Origin of the sequence: Streptomyces musisoli (genome assembly GCF_016741855.1) — a bacterium.
Lineage (GTDB): Bacteria > Actinomycetota > Actinomycetes > Streptomycetales > Streptomycetaceae > Streptomyces > Streptomyces musisoli.
This window is the reverse complement of sequence record NZ_JAERRH010000002.1, coordinates 551019-570407: the sequence shown is the minus strand read 5'-3', so window position 1 is coordinate 570407 and position 19389 is coordinate 551019. Positions and strand designations below refer to the sequence as shown.

At 71.2% G+C, this 19389-nt stretch carries 19 protein-coding genes; 15 read left to right on the top strand and 4 right to left on the bottom strand.

From position 1 onward, the window contains the following. The first annotated feature begins 487 nt into the window (after nucleotides 1-487). Both JK361_RS06270 and JK361_RS06265 read left to right on the top strand, forming a co-directional pair. Nucleotides 488-877 carry a gas vesicle structural protein GvpA gene (locus tag JK361_RS06270; protein WP_201814645.1) on the top strand — a complete coding sequence of 130 codons (390 nt, stop codon included), beginning with the start codon at nucleotides 488-490 and terminating at the stop codon, nucleotides 875-877. 3 nt (nucleotides 878-880) lie between these two features. Then, on the top strand, nucleotides 881-1666 hold the full coding sequence (locus tag JK361_RS06265; protein WP_201814644.1) for a GvpL/GvpF family gas vesicle protein: 786 nt from the start codon (nucleotides 881-883) through the stop codon (nucleotides 1664-1666). Nucleotides 1667-1867: 201 nt separating this feature from the next. On the opposite strand, the gene JK361_RS06260 is transcribed toward JK361_RS06265, so the two are convergent. Further along, nucleotides 1868-2317, bottom strand: coding sequence for a hypothetical protein (locus JK361_RS06260; RefSeq protein ID WP_236052511.1), 450 nt, complete (start codon nucleotides 2315-2317; stop codon nucleotides 1868-1870). Nucleotides 2318-3001: 684 nt separating this feature from the next. On the opposite strand from JK361_RS06260, the gene JK361_RS06255 reads away from it, so the two are divergent. The 3 genes from JK361_RS06255 (at nucleotide 3002) to JK361_RS06245 (ending at nucleotide 6082) form a co-directional block, all read left to right on the top strand. After that, complete coding sequence (locus tag JK361_RS06255; RefSeq protein WP_201814643.1) at nucleotides 3002-3409, top strand: DUF3224 domain-containing protein; 408 nt, start codon at nucleotides 3002-3004, stop codon at nucleotides 3407-3409. A gap of 481 nt (nucleotides 3410-3890) precedes the next feature. Then, the gene (uppS, locus tag JK361_RS06250; RefSeq protein WP_236052614.1) at nucleotides 3891-4580 is read left to right on the top strand and encodes a polyprenyl diphosphate synthase; all 690 of its coding nucleotides are present in this window, start codon (nucleotides 3891-3893) and stop codon (nucleotides 4578-4580) included. Next, entirely contained in the window at nucleotides 4577-6082 is a 1506-nt protein-coding gene (locus tag JK361_RS06245; RefSeq protein ID WP_201814642.1) for an oxygenase MpaB family protein, read from the top strand. Before uppS ends, JK361_RS06245 begins: the two co-directional genes overlap by 4 nt. A gap of 27 nt (nucleotides 6083-6109) precedes the next feature. On the opposite strand, the gene JK361_RS06240 is transcribed toward JK361_RS06245, so the two are convergent. Then, complete coding sequence (locus tag JK361_RS06240) at nucleotides 6110-6982, bottom strand: SGNH/GDSL hydrolase family protein (protein WP_201814641.1); 873 nt, start codon at nucleotides 6980-6982, stop codon at nucleotides 6110-6112. Between the two features lie 429 nt (nucleotides 6983-7411). Here JK361_RS06240 and JK361_RS06235 point away from each other — a divergent pair, with 429 nt between their 5' ends. Then, nucleotides 7412-7567: a DUF6131 family protein gene (locus JK361_RS06235; protein WP_201814640.1), complete on the top strand. Its 156-nt coding sequence runs from the start codon at nucleotides 7412-7414 to the stop codon at nucleotides 7565-7567. Nucleotides 7568-7658: 91 nt separating this feature from the next. On the opposite strand, the gene JK361_RS06230 is transcribed toward JK361_RS06235, so the two are convergent. After that, nucleotides 7659-8507 (bottom strand): alpha/beta fold hydrolase, encoded by an 849-nt coding sequence (locus JK361_RS06230; RefSeq protein ID WP_201814639.1) that lies wholly within the window; start codon nucleotides 8505-8507, stop codon nucleotides 7659-7661. A 132-nt stretch (nucleotides 8508-8639) separates the two neighbouring features. Here JK361_RS06230 and JK361_RS06225 point away from each other — a divergent pair, with 132 nt between their 5' ends. The 8 genes from JK361_RS06225 (at nucleotide 8640) to JK361_RS06190 (ending at nucleotide 17998) form a co-directional block, all read left to right on the top strand. Then, entirely contained in the window at nucleotides 8640-9239 is a 600-nt protein-coding gene (locus JK361_RS06225) for a TetR/AcrR family transcriptional regulator (protein WP_201814638.1), read from the top strand. 159 nt (nucleotides 9240-9398) lie between these two features. After that, nucleotides 9399-10172 (top strand): polysaccharide deacetylase family protein, encoded by a 774-nt coding sequence (locus JK361_RS06220; protein WP_201814637.1) that lies wholly within the window; start codon nucleotides 9399-9401, stop codon nucleotides 10170-10172. Nucleotides 10173-10344: 172 nt separating this feature from the next. Then, complete coding sequence (locus JK361_RS06215) at nucleotides 10345-11643, top strand: extracellular solute-binding protein (RefSeq protein ID WP_201814636.1); 1299 nt, start codon at nucleotides 10345-10347, stop codon at nucleotides 11641-11643. A gap of 8 nt (nucleotides 11644-11651) precedes the next feature. Then, the gene (locus tag JK361_RS06210) at nucleotides 11652-12578 is read left to right on the top strand and encodes a carbohydrate ABC transporter permease (protein WP_307787190.1); all 927 of its coding nucleotides are present in this window, start codon (nucleotides 11652-11654) and stop codon (nucleotides 12576-12578) included. Next, nucleotides 12575-13420 (top strand): carbohydrate ABC transporter permease, encoded by an 846-nt coding sequence (locus tag JK361_RS06205; RefSeq protein ID WP_201814634.1) that lies wholly within the window; start codon nucleotides 12575-12577, stop codon nucleotides 13418-13420. The genes JK361_RS06210 and JK361_RS06205 overlap by 4 nt, the downstream gene beginning before the upstream one ends. 136 nt (nucleotides 13421-13556) lie before the next feature. Then, complete coding sequence (locus JK361_RS06200) at nucleotides 13557-14777, top strand: peptidase M75 family protein (RefSeq protein ID WP_201814633.1); 1221 nt, start codon at nucleotides 13557-13559, stop codon at nucleotides 14775-14777. Next, nucleotides 14774-16075, top strand: coding sequence for an iron uptake transporter deferrochelatase/peroxidase subunit (efeB, locus tag JK361_RS06195; protein ID WP_201814632.1), 1302 nt, complete (start codon nucleotides 14774-14776; stop codon nucleotides 16073-16075). The genes JK361_RS06200 and efeB overlap by 4 nt, the downstream gene beginning before the upstream one ends. Nucleotides 16076-16183: 108 nt before the next feature. Next, the gene (locus tag JK361_RS06190) at nucleotides 16184-17998 is read left to right on the top strand and encodes a phospholipase C (protein ID WP_201814631.1); all 1815 of its coding nucleotides are present in this window, start codon (nucleotides 16184-16186) and stop codon (nucleotides 17996-17998) included. Nucleotides 17999-18184: 186 nt separating this feature from the next. Here JK361_RS06190 and JK361_RS06185 read toward each other — a convergent pair whose 3' ends face one another. Beyond that, nucleotides 18185-18364, bottom strand: a complete 180-nt coding sequence (locus JK361_RS06185) for a hypothetical protein (protein WP_201814630.1) — start codon at nucleotides 18362-18364, stop codon at nucleotides 18185-18187. 210 nt (nucleotides 18365-18574) lie between these two features. Here JK361_RS06185 and JK361_RS06180 point away from each other — a divergent pair, with 210 nt between their 5' ends. Beyond that, nucleotides 18575-19297: a hypothetical protein gene (locus JK361_RS06180; protein ID WP_236052510.1), complete on the top strand. Its 723-nt coding sequence runs from the start codon at nucleotides 18575-18577 to the stop codon at nucleotides 19295-19297. Nucleotides 19298-19389 lie beyond the last annotated feature (92 nt).

Genomic DNA, 19389 nt, shown 5'->3' with positions numbered 1-19389 from the left:
CCCGCCCCGCCTGGGCCGGCGCCGGCGTGCAGGGCGAGGCAGGCCCCCGCCCCGCCTGGGCCGGCGCCGCGGCAGGGTGGGCAGCGGGCCGCGCCGGAGCCGCTCGGCTGGACCGTGCCCGGGTTCGAGCGGGCCAAGGGCCACGCCGGGGCGATCACTCGCCACCGGGCGTCAGGGCGGGGTGGGACCACTCATGGGCGGCCGCCGAGGCCCGCCCCGGCCCGCCCGCCCGAGACCCCTCCGGAGCGGCGGCCGAGGCCCGCCCGGCCCACCCCGCCCGGGACCACTCCGGAGCGGCCGCAGAGGCCCGCCCGGCCACCTCTTCGTTCTCGCGTTTAGCCGCAGGTGGCGGGGGCTACCCGCATCCAGAGTCTTCGTCGCGGCGAAGGAACCTTCGTCGCGGCGAGGACAGCGAGGCCGACGAGTCGCTGTCAGCGGTCCCCGCCGACGCGAGAAACACCGAGATCACGGCAAGGGGTTGGTCGCTATGACCATGGCGACGCAGCAGGGCGGCGGAGGCGGCTCCAGCGGCCTGTACGACGTTCTGGAACTCGTTCTCGACCGCGGGCTGGTGATCGACGCGTTCGTGCGGGTCTCCCTCGTCGGTATCGAGATACTCAAGATCGACATACGGGTCGTGGTCGCGAGCGTCGACACCTACCTCCGCTTCGCCGAGGCGTGCAACCGCCTCGACCTGGAAGCGGGGCCGCGCAAGCCGGCCGGGCTCACGGAGCTCACGGGACAGCTCACGGAGTCCGGTGCCCGCGGCAAGACGAAGGGTGCCCTGTCCGGTGCCGCGGAGACGATCTCCAGCGCCTTCCAGCAGGCACGCGAAGAGGGCCGGGAGCACCAGGGCGACCGCAGGAGAGGGGAATGAGAGATGAGCACGTACGTCTACGGGATCATCCGTGCTGCGCACTCACCCCTCGGTCAGGACACGGACGGCATCGGCGACCCACCACGGCCGGTACGCGTGCTGACCCGGGGCGAGCTGGCCGCGATCGTCAGTGACGCCCCCGAGGAACTGCGTCCCAAGCGCCGTGATCTGCTCGCCCACCAGCGGGTACTGGACGAGGCCGCGGCGGGCGGCGTGGTACTGCCGATGCGGTTCGGCAGCACCTCCCCGGACGACGACACGGTGATCAGGGTGCTCGCCGAGCGTGCGGAGGACTTCCTCGAGCGGCTGCGGGCGTTGGACGGTAAAGCGGAGTACAACATCAAGGCCAATCACGACGAAGAGGCCGTGCTCGGCCTGATCATGGCGGGCCACGACGAGATCCGCTCCATGGCGAAAGCGAACCGCGAGGCCGGCGGGGGCACGCAGGAGCAGAAGATCCGGCTCGGGGAGATGATCTCCGCCGCCGTCCAGGCACGCGAGGCGACCGACGCGGAGTTGCTCCGGCAGGCGCTGGAACCCATGGCGGAGGAAGTCAGCGCCGGGCCGCCGAGCACCGGCTGGCTGGCCAACCTCTCCTTCCTGGTGGACCGCAGTTCAGCGGAGCTGTTCCTGACCAGGGTGCGTGAGTTCCGCCAGGAGCACCCGCATCTCGAACTGCGCATCAACGGCCCGCTGCCGCCCTACAGCTTCGTCGACACCCCCTCCCAGCAGGGCGAGGGCGGCACCTCGGAAGCCTTCGGAGCCGCCGCAGCCCAGCCGAACGGGTGAGGGGTGAGCGCCGCCCCGGCTTCGTGGCGACGCTCGCCCCGTCTCCCGTCGCTCATCCGCTCGTGAGGCCCATGTGTCGGACGGCGGGGCCTCCTGGCCCCCGACCACCGCCGGCACCGGCTGAAGGACCGGCACCGAGCCGCCTCCGGTACGGCAGGGCAGCGCCACCACGCCCCGTCCCCGTCGGCCGCCGGGCATCGGTCACATGTCGGCGCACAGGGACCGGGCGGCCTTCAAGTCCTTCTGCACCGCGGGTTCGGCGAAGTCGGCGAAGCGGAGCTGCTGGTTCTGCACCCGGCGCATGGCTTCGGCCAACGGTTTGTACTCATGGTCACCCGCGGCCGCCGCGGCGGACAGCACAACGGCGGCGGCGTAGCGGTTGAGGGCGATGTCTCCCTTGGCCCCCTTGGCCCCGTAGTCGGACTCGTCGAAGCCCTCCAAGGCTTCGCAGGCACGGTGGGCGTCGCCGGCCGCGCCGTCGCCGGTGGGATCGTCGTCACTGAGCGCCCAGGCAGCGCCGACCCCGCCCGCGCCCAGGACGAGCCCCACGACGAGGAGCGCGACCGATACAGGTCGGAAGCGGGGGGCCGGCGGGGTGGGTCCGAAGTCGCCGGAGGGGGCAGTGTAAGCGGGCGGTGTTGGCGATGACATGCCAGAATCGTACCGACCGTGATCGCAGAGCGGCCGGCCGGTGGCGTCCCTGGGCACGCTCCCCCGAGCGCCCGGCCGAGCTGACTCTATGAACTCGATGCCGCTTCCACTCGACCTTGGGGTGAACTACTCAGCAGCATACGAAGTAGCTGCTGCTGTGCTGAACCCAGACCGCTCTCGAAGATTCTGTAATCCGTGGGCCTGACCCGCGCGGCAAATGCGATCACGTTGACGTAGCGATTAACGAGGTGCGGGTTGCTAAGGATTCAGTAGCGGGGATGCGAATTTCAGCTTGTTCAGCTGATCAAGATGCATCCTGTGCGGCTCACAGCTCGGTCGGTCTCAAAAGGCGCATGGAAAGTTGGCAATTAAAGCACTGACGCATCTGTGGACACCGCCACGCAGCCGAACAGCGCGCCGGCGGAGAAGCCCAGCGTTGGTCGCCGATCCAGCCCGTGGAGACCCCTCTTGGCTGGGATCGCAAGCAGCCACGGCGGGATGAAGAACGCGGTGAAGTACAGAGCTGTCCCGTTGGTGGGTTCCGCCGGCAGCGCGGGCTTCAGAGGAAGAGCAGCGGGACGCACTTCCCGATGCAGACCCGCAGGACGCCGGCCAACCGGCGGGCGTGTTCCTGGTTTCCCGTGGTCCGGCTGCGTTGTCAGACCGGCTCGGTACGGTCAGGGCATGAGAGCTACGGCAACTTTCACCGTCAAGGCGTTCGTCCCGGCCGAACTGAAACCCGAACCGTCCGTGACCACCGGGCTGCCGGTAGGTGTCGCGACGATGGAGAAGCACTTCGAGGGTGAGGTCACGGGGCGCTCGGCGACCCTCTTCACCGCCGCGTACGACCAGTCGACGGGCGTCGGCACCTATGTGGCCATGGAGTCGTTCGAAGGCTCGCTCCAGGGGCGGGAGGGGGCTTTCAACTTCGTGCACTCGGCGACGACGTCCGGCAGCGACCGCACGGCGGAGTTCTTCACCATCGTGCCGTCAAGCGGTACCCGCGAGCTGGCCGGGATCTCCGGTTCCGGCGGGATGACCGTGGACGCCGATGGCACACATCGCATGTGGTTCGAGTACCAGCTCGGCTGAACGGCGACTCCCGTCGTCTCGCGCCGCACTGCCCGTTCGGGTTTACCTCGCGGCCCGGCAGGTGACCGCACCCTCACACAGGAGTGCCAAGGGTGAACCCCGGCCGTTGCGCCGTCTCCCGGTCCGGGGGCTGACACCCTGCTGGAGACGATCCGGCCCGTCACCCGCGAGAGGGCCGTGAAGTGGCGGAGTTTCCGCTCATTGCCGCTGGGGGGCAGGCGTGACGGCTGAGGAAGTCATCGGCGGTTCGGTCGCGTTCCCGGATCGGACCCGGAACCGCCCACGGCCCGAGGAACACCAACAGACCGTGGATCACCCACGGAACGAAGACCTACAGGCCGAAGACCTACAGACCGAACACCCGCAAACCAAGCAACGCCCGCGGCCCGAGGAACACCCGCAAATCGACGATCACCCACGGCCCGAGGAACACCCGCGGCCCCTGGGACGCCGGAGGGTGCCAAGGCACGTCGCCTGTGTGATGGACGGCAACGGCCGCTGGGCGGCACGGCGTTCTCTGCCCCGTACGTCGGGTCACCGCGCGGCCGAGACGACGGTGATCGACGTCATCGAGGCGGCGCGGACAGCCGGAGTCAAGTGGCTGAGCCTGTACGCGTTCTCCACCGAGAACTGGCAACGGCCGGGCGCCGAGGTCGACTTCCTGATGCGGCTGGTCCGCCGAGTGGTACGCAAACACGCCCCGATGCTGCACCTGCGCGGGATCCGCTGCCGCTTCCTCGGGGTGACGGATCCGCGTATCCCGCCCCCGCTGGCCCGGGACTTCGCCGACCTGATGACACTGACCGCCGAGAACCGGGGCATGACGCTGACCGTGGCCTTCGATCACGGCGGGCGCAGCGACATCGTGGCTGCGGCACGGTCGCTGATCCGCAACGGGGTGCCGACCGAGGCCGTGGACGAGCGGAGCTTCGCCGCTCACCTCCCCTTCGCCGACACACCGGATGTGGACCTCGTCATCCGGACCTCAGGGGAACAACGCATCTCCAACTTCATGCTCTGGCAGGTCGCCTACGCGGAATGGATCTTCCCGCCGGTCCTGTGGCCCGACTTCCGCGCGGCGCACTTCCTGGAGTGCCTGCACGCCTATCAGCAGCGCGACCGTCGCTTCGGCGGCGTGAACCCGAACGCGAACGGAGAACGACGACCGTGACCGACGCACACAGCAACGGGCCCGCCGACACCGGTGCCGGTCACCGCGACCGGGACCCCGGTCCGACCGCATACGACGAGGCGTCCCTCTTCGGTCCGGGCAGCCGGTTCCACGCGTTCTTCCAGGATCCGCGCTGGGCGCTGGCGATGGTCCGGGCGACCGTGCTGGAGGCCGCGCACCCGCAGGTCGGCGCGGCGCTGGCCGACAACTCGACGTTCGTGGCACACCCGTGGCGCCGACTGCGCAACACGGTCGTGAGCCTCCAGCGCATGTTCGGAGCGGACGCCGACGTGCGCCGCAGGGAGGCGGCACGGCTCAACCGGCTGCATGCGCGGCTCAAGGGCGCCGACGCGCACGAGCGGCCGTACGACGCGATGGACCCCGGCGTACGGGCCTGGGTGGTCGCGACCCTCTTCGAGAGCAGCGTCACGATGTGCCGCCTCGGCGGGCAGCCACTGGAACAGGGCGTCATGGAGCAGCTGTACGCGGAATTCCGTGCCTATCTCGCCGCTCTGGCGGGCGATGCCGGTCATCTGCCGCCCACGGTGCAGGAGTTCTGGCCCTACTTCGACCGTGTGGTCGAGGAGGAGCTGGAGAACACGGAGGCGATGCGCATCATCCTCTACCGGCTCTTCGACCATCTGCCCGCACCGCCGCTGCTGCACGGCCTGCCCGCCATGTGGGCGGCGGGCCGCGCGGTCGCCGGACCCCTCGTCGGTGTGATCACCGTGGCATCCCTGCCGGAGCCCTTCCGCCGGAGGGCGGGGCTGCCCGAGATGCCGGGCGCCCAGACCCTGATGCAGAGCGCCTATCTGGCCGTGGGCCTCGCCCGGTTCCTCCCGGACGGCTGGCTCCAGCCCGAGGGAATCGCCAGACTGCTGGCCCTCTCCCCCGGCGCCGACGATCCCCGGGCCAGGACGATCGGGGCGCTGGGCGACCGGATGAAGCGGGCCGGGGCCCTGGTCCGGCTGCTCGCGCCCCTTCCGCCGGAGCCGGAGCCGGACCCGGCCGGGGACACCGATGCGCGGCGGAGCGCCGAGGAGTTCTTCACGGCGGTGCTGGACCAGACCGGGGACGGCTATGTGGACTGGCCCGACCTCGCCGCGATGGCCCGGGAGGTCGCCGGCCGTCTCGACCTGGACGAGCCGGACGAGACGCGGCTCTACGACGCCTTCGCCGCCTGGTGGCGGGAGCTCCAAGGGGCTCTCGACGCCGACGGCGACGGCCGCGTCAGCGCCCGGGAGTACGCCGAGGCCGTGCCGTCGCTCGCCGGCCCCGCCCTGATCAGGGTCGCCGAGGTCCTCTTCGACGTCACCGACGCGGACGGCGACCGGCGCGTCGACGCGGAGGAGTACCGGGCGCTGTTCCGCCGGGCTTTCCGACGGGACATGGCCGGCACCGACGGCACGTACTCGCGGGCCGCGTTCGTGCGGGATTTCCTGTCCTTCATGTCGGGCCGTGAGCGCTCCACCGCGTACGACCCGCTGTTCTCCGACGCGTGACCGGCGGCCCGGGCGGGCGGCGACCGGTCAGCCGAGGCCGAGGACGCTCATGGTGTGTTCGGCCATGCTCCGCTCACCGAGGGCGTTGGGGTGGACCGGGACGATGTTCTGCCCGAACAGGAGCGGCTCGATCCACCGGGTGCCGACGGCCTGGCACGCGTCGTGTCCGGCGGAGACCGTGGAGAAGTCCACGTAGGTGGCCCCCGTCTCCTCGGCGGCGCGCCGTACCACGGTGTTGAGGTGCGCCTGTATGGAGTGCAGGAACGGCACGTCACCGGTGGCGACGGGCAGTCTGGCGAAGCAGGACGGGTCGGCCGTCGCCGGCGTGATCCACGGGTAGCCGAGCACCGCGACCCGGGCCCGGGGGGCCTTGGTGCGGACGCTGCCGAGGGCGGCCTTCAGCGCCGGATAGGTGCCGGCGTCGATCTGGTCGTCGAAGGTCGTACCGTACTTGTCCTTGCAGGGGCTGCCCTTGCCGCCGCTGAGGACGCCCGCGGTGCCGCACGCGAGCACGGCGTTGATGAAGGTGCCGTTGTCGTTACCGCCGATCGTCAGGGTCACCAGGTCGGTGTCGGCGGTGACCGCGTCGGCCTGGGGGGCGACGCCGGGGTACTGGGCCTGGGTGAAGTCCTTGGTCTGGGCGGCACCGCAGGTGACGTCCGTCAGCCGCGCCGCGGTCCGGGAGGCGATGACGTGGGGGTAGTTCGCGGTGGAACGCAGGCAGAGCGGGCTGCTGAGGTCGGCCGGGAGGACACCGGAGGCGGCGCTGTAACTGTCCCCCAGCGCCGCGTAGTTCAGGGGGGTGGTGGCCTGGGCGGGGGCTGTGGTGAGGCCGAGGACCAGCGCGCCGACGGCCGCGGACGTCGCGGTGAGGACACGGCGCAGGGCAGGCATGGGCATGGTTCTCCCTTCTCGGGACAGGACACGGGACGAAAACGGGCATGGCGGTGCCACGGGACTGCTGGATCGCTGGAGCGAAGCGGCTCGACCGAGCGAGGACGTGCGACGACGGTCCGGCGTACGAAGACGACGGTCCGCCGTACGGAGACGACGGTCCGGCGTACGGAGACGGTGCGCGAAGGGCGTGCGTGCCGGCGGGGCGTGGCATGAGCACACACCCGACGGCGACGAGAGACCGGCCGCGGGATTACCGCGCGGTACTACCGCTAAGTAATGTGAGGCCGCCGATACGGCGAGTCAACATTGCGGACCGAACTTTTGAAACACGGACCGCCACGGCCCGCAAAGATTTTCGCCTCTCGGGTGCAATTTCAGCCGCGTTGGGGGCACCCGGAGGGCAGGAGCACCACTACCAGCTGGAGGCACGTCATGATCGCCCTCGGCATCATCCTGCTCATCATCGGCTTCCTCACGGGAATCTCGATCCTGTGGACCATCGGCGTGATCCTGCTGGTCGTGGGAGCCATCCTGTGGATCATGGGGTCCATGGGGCACGCGGTCGCCGGCCGTCGCCACTATTGGTGACGTGTCACGCCGCGACAAGTGACACCTTCCGGCCCCACCCGCCCTGCGGGTGGGGCCGGAGGGGGCGGGCTCAGCCTTCGCCGGGGCGGGCTCAGCCTTCGCCGGGCAGCGGGTTCGCTGCCACGAAGCGCCGGATCTCCCCCGTGAGCGCCTCCGGGTTGTCCCACTGGACCAGGGTGCGCGCCCCGGGGATCTCCACGTAACGCCCGTTCGGCAGGAGCCGGGCCAGGCGGCGGCCGGTCTCGGGCGGCATCATGCGGTCCTCGGCACCCCAGGCGACCAGCGCCGGGCGGGTGAACGACGGCAGGTTGCGGGCCGCTCGCAGGTAGCAGTCCTTCCGCGTGGCACGGCAGAACTTGGCGAGGTCCCGGCGGATGTGCCGGTTCGTCAGCAGCGGGCCGTACCAGCGGGCGATCAGTTCCCTGGGCAGCCGCTTCCTCGCCATGCCGCCGAGCGACGTCTCCATGCGGGCGAGGAAGGGGAACCGGAAGGACTGGAGGAGGAGGAACAGTCCGCCGGGGACCTTGCAGGCCGCGGTCAGCAGCCGGCCCTGGACGCCGGGCGGGTAGTTGTCCAGTGCCTCGCAGGAGGTGAGGACGAGCCGGGCGATGCGCTCGTCCCGTGTCCCGACGAGGAGTTGGGCCGTACCGGTGTCGTTCTGGACGAGGGTGACGTCGCGCAGCTCCAGGCGGTCCATGAACTCCGCCAGCAGGCGGGCGATGCCGTGCGCGGAGAGGTCCGCGTCGGGCCGCATCGGGCGCCGGTGGCTGCCGATCGGCAGGACGGGGACCAGCACCCGGAAGTCGGCGCGCAGTCCGGCGACGACCTCGGCCCACACCGATCCGTCGAACCCGAGGCCGTGCGCAAGGACCACCACGGGACCGTCGCCCCCGGTGTCGTCGTAGTCGATGGTTCCCGCGCTCAGTTCGATCTCCGGCATGCCGTGCCTCCGCCCGGTCGAATCGCCGCGTCCGGTGGACCGGGCCAGCGGACCCTCACTAGATAGATCGTTCTAGTGACAGAATAGGCGTCGACCCCCGACGGCGACAGCGGCTCCCCGGAGGTACCGGACATGAGCGAGGGCAAGGCCCCCGGCACCCATGAGACCCGGCAGCGCATCCTGACCGCCGGCACCGAGCTGTTCCGGCGCACGGGGTACACCGGCACCGGCATGAAACAGATCGCCGCGGCCGCCGGCGCTCCCTTCGGCTCGATCTACCACTTCTTCCCCGGCGGCAAGGCCCAGCTGGGCGAGGAGGTGGTCCGCAGCTCGGGCGCCGGCTACCTGGAACTCATCACCGCCCTGATGACGCCGTACGAGGACCGGGTCGCGGCCACCGCCGACGCCTTCGGCGCGGCGGCCGGCACCCTCGCCGAACTGGACTTCGCCGACCCGTGCCCGATCGCGACCGTCGCGATGGAGGTCGCGAGCACCGACGAGACGCTACGGCGGGCCACCGCCGAGGTGTTCGACAGCTGGACCGACCGCCTCGCCGCCTACTACGCCGAGGGAGGCATTCCGGAGCCTGCCGCCCGGGAGACGGCCACTTCGGTCATCGCCTTGCTGGAGGGCGCGTTCATGCTCGGCCGGGCCGCGCGCAGCACGGCCCCGGTCCTGGCGGCGGGCAAGGCGGCGACGGCGATCGTCAGGTCCGCACTGAACACCGGCTGAGGCGGCGGACCGGTCCACGTGCCCTGCCCCCGCGCGGGGGGACTGTCGCGGCAGCGCCCCGGAATTGTCCGTGATTCGTAACAGACGGATCCTGTGATCGCTTCTCGCCGTCCTGCCAGGTGCACGGAATCCAACGGCACAGCAGGGGGCGGGACGGACATGGCGCGGCATGGCGGGCGGGGATGGTACGGCCGGGTGGTCGCTGCGGCGGTCGGGGTCACGGCGGTGGCCGCCGCCACCTCGGTGTGGACGGCACAGGCCGGGCAGACCGGCGGCGGGTCCGCGGCACCGGGCGTCTCCGCCCGGCCTGCCGCACCGAAGGCGGCGCCCGTGTCCGAGACCATCGCGCACTCCTCCGACGGGGGCGCACACGCTGTCAACATCACCATCGACGACGGCCCGGACCCGGCCTGGACCCCGCAGGTGCTCCAAGTGCTGCGCGACAACGGCGTGAAGGCGACGTTCTGCATGGTCGGCACCCAGGCAGAGGCCCACCCCGATCTGGTCAAGCAGGTGGTGGCCGCCGGGCACCGGCTGTGCGATCACACCGTGTCGCACGACACCACGATGGACAAGAAGTCCCAGGCCTACCAGTCGCAGCAGATCGTCGACGCGGAACGGCAGATAACCAAGGCGTCGGGAGGTGTGCGGCCGATGTACTACCGGGCCCCCGGCGGCGCCTTCACCCCGTACAGCCGGAAGCTGGCGGCCTCGCACGGCATGCGGCCGCTGGGCTGGAACGTCGACTCCAAGGACTTCGAGCGGCCGGGCAGCGAAGCGATCATCGCGACCGTCAAGGGTGAGCTGCACAACGGTCCCACGATCCTCTTCCACGATGCGGGCGGCGACCGCTCCCAGACGGTGACGGCGCTGCGCACTCTGCTGCCGTGGCTGAAGCAGCAGGGCTACGGCTTCGGCTTCCCCGTGCGCTGACGCACCGTCCGGGGCCTTTGTGCCGCTTGGGCGTTGCACGGTGTGCGTCTGCCGGTCACAGAGTGGTTGAGACCTCTTGTGGGCGTGTTCATGGAGCCTCTAGCCTCCGAGGCGTTGTGCACAGCGAAACCTCCATTGCGCATGTTGCAACGCCTCATCGGAGGAACACTCCATGAACCTGCCCGTCCGTTACGTTGGCCTGATCGCGCTGGCCGCCGCCCTGGCCACCGCGTGCGCGCCCCAGACCTCAGGCGACTCCCCTTCCGGCAAGGACGAGAAGACCGGCACCCTGCGTGTCTGGCTCTTCCAGGAGGTCGACAACGAGCCCAAGCGGCACGTGGTGGACGCGGTCCTCGCCGAGTTCGAGAAGGCGCACCGGGGCACCGACGTCACCGTCGAGTACATCCCCGTGGAGACCCGCGCCCAGCGCATCAAGGCGGCCTTCAACGACCCGAAGTCCGCACCCGACGTGATCGAGTACGGCAACACCGACACGGCCGGTTACGTACGGGACGGCGGACTCGCCGACGTCACCCGGGACTTCCACGAGTGGAACGAGTCAAAGGACACCGATCCGACCGCCCGGCAGTCGGTCACCGTGGACGGCAAGGTCTACGGGGCACCGTACTTCGTCGGCATCCGGGCGCTGTACTACCGGACCGACGTCCTGCGTGAACTCGGCCTGGCCGTACCGAAGTCACAGGCCGAGCTGATCTCGACCGCGAAGAAGATCCGGGCCGCCCGGCCCGACCTGTACGGTCTCGTCGTCGGCGGTGCCTACACCTACGGCGCGATGCCGTTCATCTGGGCCAACGGCGGTGAACTGGCCACCGGCAAGAGCGGGTCGTACGCCTCCGCCATCGACGGCCCCGCCGCCGCGAAGGGCATCAAGGCGTACGCCTCCCTCTTCGGTGACGACAACTGTCCCGCCGCCAAGTGCGCGGGCATGAACGGCAACGACACGGTGACCGCGTTCGCGTCCGGCAAGGCCGCCATGGCGATCGGCGGGAACTTCAGCCACTCGGCCGTGGACGCCGGGAAGGTCAAGGGGAAGTACGCCATCGTTCCGCTGCCCGGGGTGAAGCCGGGCTCGGTCGCACCGGCCTTCGCGGGCGGCAACAACATCGGTGTCCTGAAGAGCACTTCGCACCGCACGCTCGCCGTGGACCTGATGAAGCGGCTCGCCTCGAAGAAGACGCAGGCGGAACTCTTCGACGCCATGGGCTTTCTGCCGACGTTCACGGACGTGCGGGACCAGGCCGCCGCCAGGGAGCCGTTCGTGAAGCCGTTCGTCGAGACCCTCGCCGCCGGCACCAGGTTCGTGCCGGCCTCTCCCGCCTGGGTGCAGATCGACTCCTCGCTGGTGCTGCCGACCATGTTCCAGGAGATCGTCAGCGGCAAGAAGGGCGTGACGGCCGCGGCCGAGGACGCGGCGAAGAAGATGAACGACGCGTTCGGGTCCACGGGGTGACACGGACGGTGGCTCGGCAAACCGCTCCGGCTCCCGCACAGCCCCGCGGCGGGGCGCGGACGCGCGCGGGCTGGACCCCCTGGCTCTATCTCGCGCCGGCCCTCGTCGTCCTCGGCGGGCTGCTGGTCTACCCCGTCTACCAGCTCGGGCTGATCTCGTTCCTGGAGTACACCCAGGCGCAGGTCAGCGGCGGTGAACCGACCAGCTTCCGGGGCCTGGCCAACTACTGCGAACTCTTCGCCGACGAGCAGTTCTGGCAGGTGCTGGTGGCGACGGTCGGCTTCGCCGCCGCCTGTGTGGTCGCCACGCTGGCGGTGGGCTGCGCGCTGGCCGTCCTGCTCACCCGTGTCCGCGCCGTCCCGCGGCTCGCTCTGATGCTGGCCGCCCTGGGAGCGTGGGCGACACCCGCGATCACCGGCTCGACGGTCTGGCTGTTCCTCTTCGACCCCGACTTCGGTCCGGTCGACCGCCTCCTAGGACTCGGCGACCACTCGTGGACCTACGGCCGTTACAGCGCCTTCTTCCTGGTCCTGCTCGAAGTGGTGTGGTGCTCCTTCCCGTTCGTGATGGTCACGGTCTACGCGGGCATCCGGGCCGTGCCGGGCGAGGTGCTGGAGGCCGCCGCCCTGGACGGCGCCTCGCAGTGGCGGATCTGGCGCTCGGTGCTCACGCCCATGCTGAGGCCGATCCTGGTCGTCGTCACCGTCCAGTCGGTGATCTGGGACTTCAAGGTGTTCACCCAGATCTACGTGATGACGGGCGGCGGCGGCATCGCCGGCCAGAACCTCGTCCTCAACGTCTACGCCTACCAGAAGGCCTTCGCGTCCTCGCAGTACAGCCTCGGCTCGGCGATCGGGGTCGTGATGCTGCTGGTCCTGCTGGCCGTCACGCTCGGATATCTGCGGCTGCTGCGCCGCCAAGGGGAGGAGCTGTGAGTCTTGCGCGCTCGTGGGTGCGGCGTCCCTGGCGGCTGGCCGCGGAACTGACGGCGCTGCTGGTCGCCGCGGTCGTCGCCTTCCCCCTCTACTGGATGCTGCTCAGCGCCTTCAAACCGGCCGGGGAGATCGAGTCCACCGAACCGAGGCCCTGGACGTCCTCCCCTTCGCTGGACTCCTTCCGGCGGGTGTTCGAACAGGAGGCGTTCGGCCGGTACTTCGTCAACAGCCTCCTCGTGGCGGTGAGTGTCGTGGTCGCCTCCGCGCTGATCGCCTTCCTGGCCGCGACGGCCGTGACGCGCTTCCGGTTCCGCTTCCGAACCACCCTGCTGATCATGTTCCTGGTGGCGCAGATGGTTCCGGTGGAGGCGCTCACCATCCCCATGTTCTTCCTCATGCGGGACTTCGGCCTGCTGAACACACTGGGTTCGCTGATCCTGCCGCACATCGCGTTCTCGCTGCCGTTCGCGATCTTGATGCTGCGCGGGTTCGTGAAGGCCGTTCCAAAGTCCCTGGAGGAGGCCGCGTACCTCGACGGGGCGAGCCGCGCGCGATTCCTGTGGCAGATCCTGCTGCCGCTCGTCCTGCCGGGCCTGGTGGCCACGAGCGTGTTCTCCTTCATCTCCGCCTGGAACGACTTCCTGTTCGCCAAGTCCTTCATCATCAGCGACACCTCGCAGTCGACCCTGCCGATGGCCCTGCTGGTCTTCTACAAACCCGACGAGCCGGACTGGGGCGGGGTCATGGCCGCGTCCACGGTGATGACGATCCCGGTGCTGCTGTTCTTCGTCCTCGTGCAGCGACGCCTGGTCTCCGGGCTGGGCGGAGCGGTGAAGGACTGACGGCCGGGTAGCCGAACGGGGCCACTGTTCGGTTCCGGGGCACCGCCCAGGACCGGCAGGGCCTAGCATGGGGCCGTTCCGCGGGCGTTCCCACGGCCGCGGGGGATCGCCGCGTACGTCGTCCGGAAGGCTCGCCATGCCGTTGCCGCGCCTCGGCACGCGGTCCGTCCGTTTCCGGACGCCGGCCGCCGCCCAGGTCGTCCTCGTCGGTGTCCTCGCCCTGGCCGTCGCGGGCACGCTGCTGGCCGTCCTCGCCGCCGGGGGCCGTCCCGGCCGTGCCGCCGGCGACGGACCGCGGCGCATCACCGTCGAGGTGTCGCCGAGCCGCTGCGGTCGTGGCTGGACCCGGCCGGAGCCCGGGGTGCAGACCTTCGACCTGCACAACACCTCCGGCACGGCCGCCGAGGTCTATCTCGAAGACCCCGCCACCAAGGAGGTGTTCGGGGAGGTGGAGGGCATCGGCCCCGGGACGACCCGGCAGTTGACGGTCCGGCTGGGCACGGGCACGTACGCCTTCGCCTGCGTGCCCGACGACGCGGACGCCGTCACCGGCCCCCGGGTGCACGTCACCGGCGGGCGGCGCGGGCCCGGCGCCGCCCCGGTCACCCAGCACGACCTGATCCCGCCCGCCCTCGCCTACCAGAAGTGGGTCGGCGCCGGTCTCGGCGACGTCGTCCGGCTCACGGCCCGGCTGCGCTCGGCCATCGACGGCGGTGACCTCGCCGCCGCCCGGTCGGCGTGGCTGCCGGCGCATCTGCGGTACGAGCGGCTGGGGGCGGCGTACGACGCCTTCGGTGACGCGGACGCGCGGATCAACGGCACCGACGCGGGCCTGCCCGACGGGGTGCGCGACAGGGACTTCACCGGCTTCCACCGGATCGAGTACGGCCTCTGGCACGGCGAGCCGGCCGCACGGCTGCGCGCACCGGCGGCGGCGCTGGTCAGGGCGGTGACCGGGCTGCGGGACGGCTGGGCCGCGACCCGGATGGACCCCGCCGGGCTGGGGCTGCGCGCGCACGAGATCCTGGAGGACACCGTGCAGTTCGAGCTGACCGGCCGCACCGACTACGGCAGCGGCAGCGGCCTCGCCACCGCCCGCGCCGATCTGGACGGCACGGGCGCGGTGCTCTCCCGGCTGCGCCCGCTGCTCACCACCCGGTACGCCGGCCTGCCGGGTCTGGACGAGGACATGGAGCGTGCGCGGCGCACCCTCGACGGCTTCCGGCACGGTGCGCGCTGGACCCCGCTCGGGGACCTCACCCGCGCCCAGCGGGAACGGACCGACGCGGCCGTCGGGGGCCTCGTGGAGCGGCTGGCGTCGGTGGCGACCCTGTGCGACCCGCGGAGGACCGTATGACCACCGCCGAACCGCCCGAGGCCCTGGGCAGGCGCCGCTTCCTGCGCGGGGCGGCCCTGACCGGCGCGGGCCTCGCCACGAGCGCCGCCACTCCCGAGACCACGGCGCCGGCGAGCGCCATCGCGGCGAGCGCTGTCGCCCCCTTCCACGGCGCCCACCAGGCCTCCGTCATCGCGGCCCCGCGCCGCACCTGCGTCTTCGCCGCCCTCGACGTCACCGCGGACGGCCGCGCCGAACTCACCGACCTGCTGCGCACGCTCACCGACCGGGCCCGCCTGCTGACCTCCGGCGGCACCCCGGACCCGGTGGGCATCACCGGCCCGCCCGCCGACTCCGGGGTGCTCGGCGACCGGCTGCCCGGCGGACAGCTGGCCGTGACCGTCGGCGTCGGTGCCTCCCTCTTCGACGACCGGTTCGGGCTCGCCCCGCTGCGGCCCCGGCGGCTCACCCGCATGCCGGCCTTCCCCGACGACGACCTGCGGGCCGACTGGTGCCACGGCGACCTCAGCCTCCAACTGCACGCCGACGACCCGGACACCACCCTGCACGCGCTGCGCGACATCGCCCGGCAAACCCGCGGCGGACTGCAGATCCGCTGGCGGCTGGACGGGTTCACCAGTCCGCCCCGGCCCTCGGGCACACCCCGCAACCTGATGGGCTTCAAGGACGGCACGGCCAACCCGGACGCGACCAGCGCCCGGGAGATGGACCGCCTGGTGTGGGTGGGCCGCGGCCCGGGCGAGCCGGACTGGGCGGCCGGCGGCAGCTACCAGGTGGTCCGGCTGATCCGGATGCTGGTGGAGTTCTGGGACCGGGTCTCGCTCAGTGAACAGGAGCGGATATTCGGCCGCGCCCGCGCCTCCGGCGCCCCGCTGGACGGCGACCACGAGTACGACACGCCGAAGTACGCCGACGACCCCACGGGTGACGTGATCCCGCTGGACGCGCACATCCGCCGCGCCGACCCGCGTACCCCCGGCACTGCAGGACAGCGCCTGCTGCGCCGCGCCTACAACTACGACCGGGGCATGGACACCAACGGCAACCTCGACATGGGCCTGCTGTTCTGCTGCTACCAGCAGGATGTGGCCCGGCAGTTCGAGACCGTGCAGGGGCGGCTGGCGGGCGAGCCGCTGACGGACTACATCCGCCCGTTCGGCGGCGGCTACTTCTTCGCGCTGCCCGGCGTCCGGGACACCACGGACTGGTACGGACGGGCCCTGCTGGAGAGACCTGTCCGGACAAGCCGGCGGCCGAACGGGTCAACACATCGTCAAGAGTTGCCCCGGCACCCCTGACCGGGAGTTCACGCGTACGCCACCATGACTCCGCTGCCGCGCCCCGCACGGGGCGCAGCATCCGTGCTCGTACGACGCACGACATTCCCGTCCGGAGGGTCCACCACCATGGTCAGCAGGGGAAGAGGAGCAACGGCGAGGAGTCTCGGAGCGCTCGCCGGGGCCGCCGCGCTCACGGTCATCGGCAGCACCGCGCCGGGCTGGGCGGCGGCGCCCTCCGCCCGGCAGACCGCGACGCCGGTCGAGCACGTCGTCGTCCTCTTCGACGAGAACGTCTCCTTCGACCACTACTTCGCCACCTATCCGAAGGCGGCCAACACCGACGGCACGAAGTTCACCGCCTCGAAGCACACCCCCGAGGACATCGACACCCTGGCCCACGCCGGGCTGCTGAAGAAGAACCCGAACCAGTACGCGCCCAGGCGGCTCTCCCCGGCGCAGGCGATGACCTGCGACCAGAACCACTCCTACGGCCCCGAGCAGTACGCGGCCGACGGCGGCAAGGCCGACCGGTACGTGCAGAACACCGAGGTCGGCAAGTGCAGCGGCGGCCTGTTCGGCGAGCCCGGCCTGGTGATGGACTACTACGACGGCAACACCGTCACGGCGCTGTGGAACTACGCCCAGCACTACGCCCTGTCCGACCGGTCCTTCAGCTCCAACTACGGCCCCTCCACCCCGGGCGCGCTCAACCTGATCTCCGGCAACACCCACGGCGTGATCTCCGTCGACCCCGCCACCGGCAAGCAGACGTCCACGCCGGACCCGTACGCGGTCAAGTCGCCCGACGCGAAGGGCGTGGGCACGATGATCAACGACCCCGACCCGGCCTTCGACGACTGCTCGAACAAGGACCACACGAGCAGCAACGCGCTGGCGGCCATGCGGGGCAGGAACATCGGTGACCTGCTGAACGCCCGGAAGGTGACCTGGGGCTGGTTCCAGGGCGGCTTCCGCCCGTCGACCGCGTGGAACGGCACGTCCGGCTCCCACGCCAAGTGCGACACGACGCACACCAACGTGGGCGGCGCGGCCGTGGTCGACTACAGCCCGCACCACAATCCGTTCTCCTACTACCGGTCGACGGCCAACCCGCACCACCTGCCGCCGAAGAACGTCGGCGAGATCGGTCACGACGGACGGGCCAACCACAACTACGACCTGACCGACTTCTCCGCCGCGCTCAAGGCGGGCAGGCTCCCGGCCGTCAGCTTCGTCAAGGCAGCCCAGTACCGGGACGGACACGCCGGCTACTCCGACCCGCTGGACGAGCAGCGCTTCCTGGTCGAGCAGATCAACGCGATCCAGAGTTCACCGCAGTGGAGGTCCACGGCGGTCGTGGTCGCGTACGACGACTCCGACGGCTGGTACGACCACGCGTACGTCGCCCCGCGGAACGGCTCCACGGACACCTCGCCCGGCTCCAACGGCAAGGCCACCGACAGCCCCGCCTGCCGCAAGGGACCGAAGGCGGCCGGCGGCTACGCGGACCGCTGCGGCCCCGGCACCCGCCAGCCGCTGCTCGTCATCTCCCCCTACAGCAAGGTGGACAAGGTCGACCACACCCTGACGAACCAGGCGTCCATCACCCGCTTCATCGAGGACAACTGGCACACCGGCCGCATCGGCGACCACTCCTTCGACGCCACGGCCGGCTCGCTCAGGGGCATGTTCGACTTCCGGCACCCGAACAACCGGCAGGTGCTGCTGAACCCGGACGGCTCGGTGAAGTCGGTCGGCCCGGTCCGGCATGTCGCCGCCGTGCGCACGCACATCACCCCGGGTCCGGGGATGCAGGCCATGGCCGCCACGGCGGACACGTCCCGGTTCCCGGTCCTTCCGGTCGGCCTCGGCGCCGGTGCCCTGCTGGCCGCCGGTGCGACCGGCACGTACCTCATGCTGCGGCGCAGGCACGCCTCCTGACCCGACCTGGCCGGGCATCCGGGCCGGGCGTCGGCGCGCGGGAGAACCCGCTGGTCGGCGCCTCGGCCGTGATGCGGGAACGAGGCATGCGAGTCGATGCCTCGACGGTCGTGGACCGCGGGGGTTACGCGGCCGCGGTCGCTCCGTGGGGCCGGCGCCCGGCGCCCCGGTCAGGGCAGGCGCCGGTCAGGCCGTCGGGCCGGCCTCCCTGGCGCGCATCATGTCCCGGCGGGCGAGGTTGTAGAGGCGCAGGAGATGCTTCGCCACGGCACAGGGCGCGGCGTCGGCGTGGCACTGGCGGCACGTCTGCATGTGCTGCTCGTAGTTGAAGCGCGCGTTTTCCAACGCGTCGGTGACAGAAGACATGGACTTCTCCGGGCAGGGCGCGTCCGGAGACGCGCCGAGTTGACTGACTGGTACACCCAGAGCAAGGTGATCATGTTACTGGCGGTACTGGGAAACTCGTACTGAGCCCGGCCGCGAACAGCCGGCGGGGTCCGAGGCAAGGGCGGGGCGGGGCCGGGCCCCGGCCCGCCCCGGCGGCCGCTCCCGGGGCGGGCCGGGCACACTGTGCGGATGAACGACTTCCCCCTGGTCGACCAGGAACCCGCCCCGGAGTGGTACGGCCGCCTGCGCGTGCAGACCGACGACCTCTCCCCCGCCGCCCGGCTCACCGGGCCGGGACAGGGCGCGTTCGGCACGGTCGCCGCCATCGCCGCGCCGGGGTTCCCCGCCTACGCGCGGATCCTGCACCCGGCTCGGCTCGACGAGCGGCCGGTGCGCTGGTCGACGGTGGCCGCCGCCCACGGAACGCGGGCGACACCGCTCACGCGCTGGCACGAGGTCATCGGAACGGACCAGGACTTCGTCAACCGCTCCGACCTCGGCCTGACCGGCGTGTGGGACGAGCATCCCGAGGAAGGGCCCACCCCGCCGGATGTCGCGCGGGCGCTGCTGCCCGTCCTGGCCCGGCACACCGGCACGCCGGACCGGTGCTGGTTCGGCCTGTGGTGCGGGTACGGCCGCTGGGACTTCGGCCGGTTCCCCACCTTCGAGACCCCGGGCCGGGACGAGGTCCTGCTGGCCGGCCGGCTGGAGGACGCCGTCTCGCCGGTGTCCCTGGACGAGTTCGCCCAACTCCCCGACCTGTGGTGGCCGCAGGACCACGCCTGGTGTCTGGGCGGGGACGTGGACCTGGTCAGCACCTACGTCGGCGGATCGCCGGAGCTGATCGCCGACCTGCTGGCCGCTCCGGACCTGGAGACGCATCCGGTGGGCCCCGACGACCTCGTCGGCTGAGGCACTTCACCGCAGCCGGCCGGCCGGACCGCCGGCCGTGAGCGGCAGCACCCTCCTGAACGGCCGACCGGCCGCCACCGCGGGGAGCCCGC

What these genes read in the sequence shown, in the direction of transcription:
- JK361_RS06270 (WP_201814645.1), top strand. Translation starts at nt 488, where the DNA reads ATGACCATGGCGACGCAGCAGGGCGGCGGAGGCGGCTCCAGCGGCCTG.
- JK361_RS06265 (WP_201814644.1), top strand. Translation starts at nt 881, where the DNA reads ATGAGCACGTACGTCTACGGGATCATCCGTGCTGCGCACTCACCCCTC.
- JK361_RS06260 (WP_236052511.1), bottom strand. Translation starts at nt 2,317, where the DNA reads ATGTCATCGCCAACACCGCCCGCTTACACTGCCCCCTCCGGCGACTTC.
- JK361_RS06255 (WP_201814643.1), top strand. Translation starts at nt 3,002, where the DNA reads ATGAGAGCTACGGCAACTTTCACCGTCAAGGCGTTCGTCCCGGCCGAA.
- uppS (WP_236052614.1), top strand. Translation starts at nt 3,891, where the DNA reads ATGGACGGCAACGGCCGCTGGGCGGCACGGCGTTCTCTGCCCCGTACG.
- JK361_RS06240 (WP_201814641.1), bottom strand. Translation starts at nt 6,982, where the DNA reads ATGCCCATGCCTGCCCTGCGCCGTGTCCTCACCGCGACGTCCGCGGCC.
- JK361_RS06235 (WP_201814640.1), top strand. Translation starts at nt 7,412, where the DNA reads ATGATCGCCCTCGGCATCATCCTGCTCATCATCGGCTTCCTCACGGGA.
- JK361_RS06230 (WP_201814639.1), bottom strand. Translation starts at nt 8,507, where the DNA reads ATGCCGGAGATCGAACTGAGCGCGGGAACCATCGACTACGACGACACC.
- JK361_RS06225 (WP_201814638.1), top strand. Translation starts at nt 8,640, where the DNA reads ATGAGCGAGGGCAAGGCCCCCGGCACCCATGAGACCCGGCAGCGCATC.
- JK361_RS06220 (WP_201814637.1), top strand. Translation starts at nt 9,399, where the DNA reads ATGGCGCGGCATGGCGGGCGGGGATGGTACGGCCGGGTGGTCGCTGCG.
- JK361_RS06215 (WP_201814636.1), top strand. Translation starts at nt 10,345, where the DNA reads ATGAACCTGCCCGTCCGTTACGTTGGCCTGATCGCGCTGGCCGCCGCC.
- JK361_RS06200 (WP_201814633.1), top strand. Translation starts at nt 13,557, where the DNA reads ATGCCGTTGCCGCGCCTCGGCACGCGGTCCGTCCGTTTCCGGACGCCG.
- efeB (WP_201814632.1), top strand. Translation starts at nt 14,774, where the DNA reads ATGACCACCGCCGAACCGCCCGAGGCCCTGGGCAGGCGCCGCTTCCTG.
- JK361_RS06190 (WP_201814631.1), top strand. Translation starts at nt 16,184, where the DNA reads ATGGTCAGCAGGGGAAGAGGAGCAACGGCGAGGAGTCTCGGAGCGCTC.
- JK361_RS06185 (WP_201814630.1), bottom strand. Translation starts at nt 18,364, where the DNA reads ATGTCTTCTGTCACCGACGCGTTGGAAAACGCGCGCTTCAACTACGAG.
- JK361_RS06180 (WP_236052510.1), top strand. Translation starts at nt 18,575, where the DNA reads ATGAACGACTTCCCCCTGGTCGACCAGGAACCCGCCCCGGAGTGGTAC.